This is a genomic window from Pseudomonas palmensis (genome assembly GCF_017848315.1).
Classification (GTDB): domain Bacteria; phylum Pseudomonadota; class Gammaproteobacteria; order Pseudomonadales; family Pseudomonadaceae; genus Aquipseudomonas; species Aquipseudomonas palmensis.
This window is the reverse complement of sequence record NZ_JAFKEC010000048.1, coordinates 35,027-43,399: the sequence shown is the minus strand read 5'-3', so window position 1 is coordinate 43,399 and position 8,373 is coordinate 35,027. Positions and strand designations below refer to the sequence as shown.

8 protein-coding genes are annotated in these 8,373 nt (G+C 66.9%); 7 read left to right on the top strand and 1 reads right to left on the bottom strand.

Annotated features, from left to right (window positions below; genetic code table 11):
- A partial coding sequence (locus tag JZZ72_RS21165) for a LysR family transcriptional regulator (RefSeq protein WP_210015097.1) occupies positions 1–939 on the bottom strand: 939 nt, incomplete at its 3' end.
- A gap of 78 nt (positions 940–1,017) precedes the next feature.
- Here JZZ72_RS21165 and JZZ72_RS21160 point away from each other — a divergent pair.
- The 7 genes from JZZ72_RS21160 to fusA all read left to right on the top strand — a co-directional run bounded on the left by JZZ72_RS21160 (position 1,018) and on the right by fusA (position 8,370).
- A complete protein-coding gene (locus tag JZZ72_RS21160; RefSeq protein ID WP_100632489.1) occupies positions 1,018–2,070 on the top strand; it encodes a Gfo/Idh/MocA family protein in 1,053 nt (350 codons plus the stop codon).
- A gap of 70 nt (positions 2,071–2,140) precedes the next feature.
- On the top strand, positions 2,141–3,538 hold the full coding sequence (locus JZZ72_RS21155) for an MFS transporter (protein WP_210015096.1): 1,398 nt from the start codon (positions 2,141–2,143) through the stop codon (positions 3,536–3,538).
- Complete coding sequence (gene aroQ / locus JZZ72_RS21150; RefSeq protein ID WP_100632487.1) at positions 3,535–3,990, top strand: type II 3-dehydroquinate dehydratase; 456 nt, start codon at positions 3,535–3,537, stop codon at positions 3,988–3,990. Before JZZ72_RS21155 ends, aroQ begins: the two co-directional genes overlap by 4 nt.
- Entirely contained in the window at positions 3,987–5,150 is a 1,164-nt protein-coding gene (locus JZZ72_RS21145) for a Gfo/Idh/MocA family protein (protein WP_116053550.1), read from the top strand. Before aroQ ends, JZZ72_RS21145 begins: the two co-directional genes overlap by 4 nt.
- A 100-nt stretch (positions 5,151–5,250) precedes the next feature.
- Positions 5,251–5,649 carry an ACT domain-containing protein gene (locus tag JZZ72_RS21140; RefSeq protein WP_210015095.1) on the top strand — a complete coding sequence of 133 codons (399 nt, stop codon included), beginning with the start codon at positions 5,251–5,253 and terminating at the stop codon, positions 5,647–5,649.
- Positions 5,650–5,777: 128 nt separating this feature from the next.
- On the top strand, positions 5,778–6,167 hold the full coding sequence (locus JZZ72_RS21135) for a tautomerase family protein (RefSeq protein ID WP_058540411.1): 390 nt from the start codon (positions 5,778–5,780) through the stop codon (positions 6,165–6,167).
- A gap of 97 nt (positions 6,168–6,264) precedes the next feature.
- Complete coding sequence (gene fusA, locus JZZ72_RS21130; RefSeq protein ID WP_078481078.1) at positions 6,265–8,370, top strand: elongation factor G; 2,106 nt, start codon at positions 6,265–6,267, stop codon at positions 8,368–8,370.
- Positions 8,371–8,373 lie beyond the last annotated feature (3 nt).

Genomic DNA, 8,373 nt, shown 5'->3' with positions numbered 1-8,373 from the left:
TCCCCCAGCCAGCGCATAGGGCCCCTGCGCCAGTTGCTCACGCAGAAACGCCACGCAACTGCGCACCTTGGCCGAACTTGACGAGCGCACCGCCGTCACCGCCCAGATGTCCGCCGGCTGGTGATACCCCGGCAGCACCTGCACCAGCGCTCCGCTGGTCAGGCTGGCCGCCACGTCCCAGCGCGAAGCCATGATGATGCCGTGCCCGTCATGGGCCCACTGGCGCACGATGTCGCTGTGGTTGGAGGCCATCGGCCCGGTCACCTTCACCGTCTCGGCGCCATTGGGCCCCACCAGGCGCCATACCCCGAAACGGTCGTCGCGGCTGCGAAACAGCAGGCAGTCATGCTGCGCCAGGTCGGCCGGCACCCGCGGCTGGCCGCGCCGCGCCAGGTAGTCCGGGGCGGCCGCCAGCACCCGCGAGCTGCTGGCGATGCGGTGCGCGATCAGGTGTTTTTCCTGCACCTCGCCCACCCGCACATCGATATCGAAGTTGTCGGCAATCAGGTCCACGCGCCGGTCCAGCAGCTCCACCCACACCTCCAGCGCCGGGTACTGGCGCCGTAGCAGCGACAGGATCGGCGCCACGTGCTCGCGCCCCAGGCGCAGGCTGGTGCACACGCGCAAGGTGCCTTGCGGCTCGCGCTGCCCGCCGGACAACGCATCGAACATCGCGCCCACGTCCTCGAGGATCTTCTGCGCCCACACGAACGTCGCCTCGCCATCGCTGGTGATGTTGACCCGCCGCGTGGTGCGGTTGAACAGCTTGACCCCGAGCATCGTCTCCAGGGTGGCGATGCGCTTGCTCACATGCGCCGGCGACAGCCCGGTCTCGGTGGCTGCCGCGATGAAGCTGGAGCGCCGCGCCACCTCGCAGAACAACTGAAGGTCACGCAGCAACGGCTCATTATTCGCTATCAGCGCATTCTGATTCTTCATCTGGCCCGATTATCTCCTGGCGCTTTTTTATTAGCCTCTCACAAACGCGCTTCGACCCAGAACAAGAAAGTGAGAACCATGACTGCATTACGCCTTGCCGTGGCCGGGGCCGGCCTGATCGGCCGCCGCCATATCGAACTGATCCAGGCCAGCGCCGAGTGCCAGCTGGCCGCCATCGTCGACCCCTCGCCCGCCGCCGCCGAACTGGCCAACGCCTGCGGCGTACCGTTGTACCCGGGGCTGGCCGAACTGTTCGGCGCGCAGCGCCCGGACGGGGTGATCCTGGCCACGCCCAACCACCTGCATGTCGACGGCGCACTGGCCTGCGTGGAGCACGGCATACCGGCACTGATCGAAAAGCCGGTGGCGCATACCCTGGAAGACGGCAAGCGCCTGCTGGCCATCGCCGAGCAGCGTGATGCACGCCTGCTGGTGGGCCACCACCGCGCCCACAGTGCGATCCTGCACAAGGCCCGCGAAGTGATTGCCGAAGGGGTACTGGGCAACCTGGTGGCGGTGATGGGCAGCGCGCTGTTCTACAAGCCCGACGATTACTTCGATGCCGCCCCCTGGCGCCGCGAGGCCGGCGGCGGCCCGGTGCTGATCAACCTGATCCACGAGATCGGCAACCTGCGTTCGCTGTGCGGCGAGATCGTCGCGGTGCAGGCCCAGGCGTCCAACGCCACCCGCGGCTTTGCCGTGGAAGACAGCATCGCCATCAGCCTGCGCTTTGCCAGCGGCGCGCTGGGCACCTTCATGCTCTCCGACACCGCCGCCTGCGCGCGCAGCTGGGAGCAGACCGCCCGCGAGAACCTCGACTACCCCAGCTACGCCGACGAGGACTGCTACGTACTGGCCGGCACCCAGGGCTCGCTGTCGATACCGACCATGCGCCTCAAGTACTACGCCCGCGACGAACAGCGCTCGTGGTGGCGGCCGTTCCAGTGCGCCACCGCCAGCCTCGACGAGGCCGACCCGCTGGCCCGCCAGCTGGCGCACTTTTGCCAGGTGATCCGTGGCCAGGCCCGGCCGCTGGTGAGCGTGCGCGACGGCCTGCGCAACCTGCAGGTCATCGACGCCATTGGCCAAGCCGTCCGCTGCGGCCACACGGTAATGATCGACAGCCTCTGAACATCGGTGCCCCGGCCCTGCGCCGGGACGCCTGCGTGCCCCCAATAAAAACAACAAACGGAGAATTGCGATGGCCACACATGACGCCGCGCACAGTGCGCGCCAAACCCGCAAAGCCACCGCCAGCGGTTGGGTCGGCTCCGCGCTGGAGTACTACGACTTCTTCATCTATGCCCAGGCCGCGGCGCTGATCTTCCCGCAGATCTTCTTCCCCAGCACCGACCTCAAGCTGGCCATCTTCGCCTCCCTGGCCACCTATGGCGTGGGCTACCTGGCGCGCCCGGTCGGGGCCTTCGTGCTCGGCCACTGGGGCGACACCCGCGGGCGCAAGAACGTGTTGCTGCTGTGCATGTTTCTGATGGGCATCGCGACCATGGCCGTGGGCCTGCTGCCGACCTTCGAGCAGATCGGCTACTGGGCGCCGGCGCTGCTGGTGGTGCTGCGCCTGGTGCAGGGCTTTGCGGTGGCCGGCGAGATCGCCGGGGCCAGCTCGATGATTCTCGAACACGCACCGCCCGGGCGCCGCGGCTTCTTTGCCAGCTTCACCCTGCAGGGCGTACAGGCCGGCCAGGTGATGGCAGCGGCGGTGTTCCTGCCGCTGGCGTACTTCATGCCCAGCGACGCCTTCAACAGCTGGGGCTGGCGCATCCCGTTCCTGCTCAGCGCCGCGGTGCTGATCGCCGCCTACATCATTCGCCGCGAGGTCAAGGAGCCCGAGGCCTTCAAGGTGGCCGCCAAGCAGACCGCGCGCTCGCCGATCCGCGATGCCTTCACCTACAGCTGGCGCGGCATGCTGGTGGTGTTCGGCGTGTCGCTGATGAACGTGATCCCGGTGGTGACCACCATCTTCGGCGCCGCCTACGCGGTGCAGCCGGCCTATGGCGTAGGCTTCGACAAGAGCGTGTACCTGTGGATTCCGGTGGTGGGCAACATCGTCGCGGTACTGGTGATCCCGTTCGTGGGCAACCTCTCCGACCGCATCGGCCGGCGCCCGCTGATCATCGGCAGCGCACTGGGCTGCGGGCTGATGTCGTTCGTCTACCTGTATGCCATCAGCCTGCACAACCTGCCGCTGGCGTTCGGCGCCTCGCTGCTGATGTGGGGCATGGTCTACCAGGGCTACAACGCGATCTTCCCCAGCTTCTTCCCCGAACAGTTCCAGACCCACTACCGCGTGTCGGCCATGGCCATCGCGCAGAACGTCGGCTACATGATCACCGCCCTGCTTCCGGCGCTGTTCACCGCCGTGGCCCCGCCCGGCTCGAACAACGTGCCGCTGCTGATCGGCGCCATCACCTGCGCGGTCACCGCCATTTCGGCCTTGGCTGCCTGGAGCGCTCCGGAAACCTACCGCACGCCCCTGGACCAGCTCGGCAAGCCGGACGCCGTGGCCCTCGACAAACCCGTGTATGACGCGCTGCGGGCCAAGGCTCTGCGCACCACCCCTGCTACGGAAACCGCCCAATGAAGACCCTGCTCGTGCTCAATGGCCCCAACCTCAACATGCTCGGCCTGCGCCAGCCCGAGGTGTACGGCCGCGAAACCCTGGCCGATGTGCAGGCGCTGTGCCACAGCGCCGGCCAACGACTGGACCTGGACATCGAGTTCCACCAGACCAACCACGAGGGCCAGATGATCGACTGGATTCACCAGGCCCGTGGCCGCGTGGCCGGCATCGTGATCAACCCCGGTGCCTGGACCCATACCTCGGTGGCGATCCACGACGCGCTGATCGCCGCCGAGGTGCCGGTGATCGAGGTGCACATTTCCAACGTGCACAAGCGTGAAGCCTTCCGCCACCACTCCTATGTGTCGCTGGTGGCCCAGGCGGTACTGGCCGGGTTCGGCACCCATGGCTACGTGCTGGCCATCAACCACTTCGCCCACCTGCAGCGCACCGCGCAAGGAGCCGTGCAATGAAAACCGTAGCCAACCCCAGCCAGCGCCTGCGCCTGGGTTTTGTCGGCGGCGGCCTGGAGTCGTCGATCGGCGCCACCCACCGCTACGCCGCGCAACTGGACGGGCACTTCGAACTGGTGGCCGGGGTCTTCGCCCGCGACCCGGCACGCAACCGCGCCGCTGCCCAGGCCTACGGCGTAGCGCCGGAGCGGGTGTACCCGGACTTCCAGCGCATGGCCGTGGCCGAAGCCGCGCGCGCCGATGGCGTGCAGGCGGTGGCGATCATGGCGCCCAACGCGGTGCACGTGCCGGCCAGCCTGGCGTTTCTCGACCAGGGCATCGACGTGATCTGCGACAAGCCGCTGGCCTCGAGCCTGGCCGAGGCGCAGCAACTGCTTGAACGCGCACGCAAGGGCCCCGCGCTGCACCTGCTGACCCACAACTACAGTGGCTACCCATTGGTGCGCGAAGCCCGCGAGCTGATCGCGCGCGGCGCCATCGGCGAGGTGCGCCTGGTGCAGGTGGAACACGCCAGCGCCTTCGGCACCCACCCGCTGGAGCAGCAAGGGGTCAAGGCGCTGGCCTGGCGCACCGACCCGGCCCAGGCCGGGGCCTCATCGGTGCTGGCGGATGTGGGCGTGCATGCCCACCAGTTGCTGCGCTTTGTCACCGGGCAGGAGGTCAGCGAAGTGTCGGCCGAGCTGAGCACCCTGGTGCCGGGGCGCCAGTCGGACGACAACGCACACGTGAAGCTGCGCCTGCAGAATGGCGCACGGGGCATGCTGTGGGCCAGCTTCGTGGCGGCCGGGCACCGGCATGGCCTGCAGTTGCGCGTGTTCGGCTCCACCGGGTCGCTGTACTGGCATCAAGAGGAACCCGACCGGCTGGAGCTGCGTCATCAGGACCAGCCGCACCAGATCCTGCGCCGTGGCGAGGCCTGGCTGAGCGAGTCGGCCAGGTTGTCGACGCGAATCAAGGCGGGCCAGCCGGAGGGGCTGCTGGAGGCGTTCGCCAACATCTACAGCGAGGCGGCCGAGCGGATCATGGCGCGCCGCGAGCACCGTGCGCCGAGCGCGCAGTCGCTGCTGTGCCCGACGGCCGAGGATGGGGTACGCGGCATGCGCTTCATTGATGCCTGCGTGCGCTCGGATGCGGCGGATGGGCGCTGGACGCAGGCCTGAACGCCAGAAGCTGCACTTATGCAGGCCCAGCAGAATTGATTTTGCTGATCAACAATCGGCTGCCAGACTGGCGGCCGATTTCTTTTGCAGGGGCACGATCATGTCGGGTGAAACAAGTCTGGCCACGCTGTTGCGCAGCATGCGGCCGCAGTTGAATGAAGGCAGCTACGTGTTCTGCACGCTGGCCGACTGGTCGGGGCTGCAGCCTGACGAGGTGATCGGCAGTTTTCGCGAGCAGGAGGGGCTGACGGTGATCGTGTCGCGTGGGCGGGCCGAGGCGCTGAAACTGCCTTTCAGCTACGAGGCCGCGTGGATCACCCTGACGGTGCATTCGTCGCTGGAGGCGGTGGGCCTGACCGCGGCGTTCGCCACGGCGCTGGGCCAGGCCGGCATCAGCTGCAACGTGGTGGCCGCGTTCTACCATGACCATATCTTCGTCGCGCAGGCCGATGCGCAGCGGGCGATGGCGGTGCTGGAAGGGTTGGCGGCGGGGGCCTGATGATAGCAGGGGCTTTCGCCGGCAAGGCCGGCTCCTACAGGTTCGGCGTTCTCTGCAGCAGCCAGCCTTGCCGGCGCCAGGGCCATCGGCCACGATGCACCTCCCCCCGCCCTACACGGAACGTCAGCATGGCCCAGATCAAGATCTATGGATTGCGCACCACCCTCGACCAGCACCGCCCTGCCCTTGCCGAAGCCATCCATGGCGCGGTGATGAGCGCCCTGCAGTACCCGCCGGAAAAACGCTTCCAGCGCTACCTGGCCCTGGACCCCGCCGACTTCCTCTACCCCGACGACCGCAGCGAACACTACCTGATCATCGAGATCAGCCTGTTCGAAGGCCGCTCCAGCGCCGCAAAGAAAGACCTCATCCGCCAACTGTTCCAGCGCATCGGCGAGCACACCGGCATCGGCGCCCAGGACATCGAGATCACCCTGTTCGAGACCCCCCGCGAAAACTGGGGCATACGCGGCCTGCCCGGCGACGAGCTGGGCCTGAACTACACCGTGGAGGTCTGAACACACGCGCCGACCGGTAGCAGCAGCCGTGCATTCTTCTGCTTAACTGGAAGAACCCGGGCCACAGGCTGCCCGCCTTTTGCACAGGTGAACGACCATGGCGCGCACCACCCCCATCGAGCTGTACCGCAATATCGGCATTGTCGCCCACGTCGACGCGGGCAAGACCACCACCACCGAACGCATCCTGTTCTACACCGGGGTCAACCACAAGATGGGCGAAGTGCACGACGGCGCCGCGACCATGGACTGGATGGCCCAGGAACAGGAGCGCGGCATCACCATCACCTCCGCCGCCACCACCGCCTTCTGGCAGGGCTCGACCAAGCAGTTCCCCGAGAAATTCCGCTTCAACATCATCGATACCCCCGGCCACGTCGACTTCACCATCGAGGTGGAGCGCTCGCTGCGCGTGCTCGATGGCGCGGTGGTGGTGTTCAGCGGCGCCGACGGGGTCGAGCCGCAGTCCGAGACGGTGTGGCGCCAGGCCAACAAGTACCATGTGCCGCGCCTGGCCTACGTCAACAAGATGGACCGCCAGGGCGCGGACTTCCTGCGCGTGGTCAAACAGATCGACAAGCGCCTGGGCCACCACCCGGTGCCGATCCAGCTGGCCATCGGCGCCGAGGAGCACTTCATCGGCCAGATCGACCTGGTGAAGATGAAGGCCATCTACTGGAACGAGGCCGACAACGGCACCAGCTACCGCGAAGAGGCGATACCGGCCGACATGCTGGAGCTGGCCACCGAGTGGCGTGCGCACATGATCGAGGCCGCCGCCGAGGCCAACGACGAGTTCATGGAGCTGTACCTCAACGGCACCGAACTCGACAACGAGCAGATCAAGGCCGGGCTGCGCCAGCGCACCCTCAACAACGAGATCGTGCCGGCCATCTGCGGGTCGTCGTTCAAGAACAAGGGCGTGCCGCTGATGCTCGACGCGGTGATCGACTACCTGCCCGCCCCGTCCGAGATCCCCTCCATCAACGGCACCGACCCGGATCATGAAGACCGGCACCTGGAGCGCCATGCCGACGACAGCGAGCCGTTCTCGGCGCTGGCCTTCAAGATTGCCACCGACCCCTTTGTCGGCACCCTGACCTTCGCCCGGGTGTACTCCGGGGTACTGAACTCGGGCGATGCGGTACTCAACTCGGTCAAGGGCAAGAAGGAGCGCGTGGGCCGCATGGTGCAGATGCACGCCAACCAGCGCGCCGAGATCAAGGCGGTGTGCGCCGGCGACATTGCCGCACTGATCGGCATGAAGGACGTGACCACCGGCGACACTCTGTGCGACATCAACCAGCCGATCATCCTCGAACGCATGGACTTCCCCGACCCGGTGATCTCGGTGGCCGTGGAACCCAGGACCAAGGCCGACCAGGAGAAGATGGGCATCGCCCTGAGCAAGCTGGCCCAGGAAGACCCGTCATTTCGCGTGCGCACCGATGAAGAAACCGCGCAGACGATCATCTCCGGCATGGGCGAGTTGCACCTGGACATCATCGTCGACCGCATGCGCCGCGAATTCGGCGTCGAGGCCAATGTGGGCAAGCCGCAGGTGGCCTACCGCGAGAAAATCCGCAACACCTGCGAGATCGAAGGCAAGTTCGTGCGCCAGTCTGGCGGGCGCGGCCAGTACGGGCACTGCTGGATCCGCTTCGCCCCGGCCGAGGAAGGCAAGGAAGGCTTGGAGTTCGTCAACGAGGTGGTCGGCGGCGTCATACCGCGCGAGTACATCCCGGCGATCCAGAAAGGCATCGAGGAGCAGATGAAGAACGGCGTGCTGGCCGGCTACCCGCTGATCGGCCTGAAGGCCACGGTGTTCGACGGCTCGTACCACGATGTCGACTCCAACGAGATGGCGTTCAAGGTGGCGGCGTCGATGGCCACCAAGCAACTGGCGCAGAAAGGCGGCGCGGTGCTGCTGGAGCCGGTGATGAAGGTCGAGGTGGTGACCCCCGAGGAGTACCAGGGCGACATCCTCGGCGACCTCAGCCGGCGCCGCGGGCTGATCCAGGAAGGCGAAGACACCCCGGCCGGCAAGGTGATCCGCGCCGACGTGCCGCTGGGCGAGATGTTCGGCTATTCGACGCAGATGCGCTCGATGACCCAGGGCCGCGCCAGCTACACCATGGAGTTCACCAAGTATGCCGAGGCGCCGGCGAGCGTGGCCGATGCCATCATCAAAAAGCAGGGCTAGGTC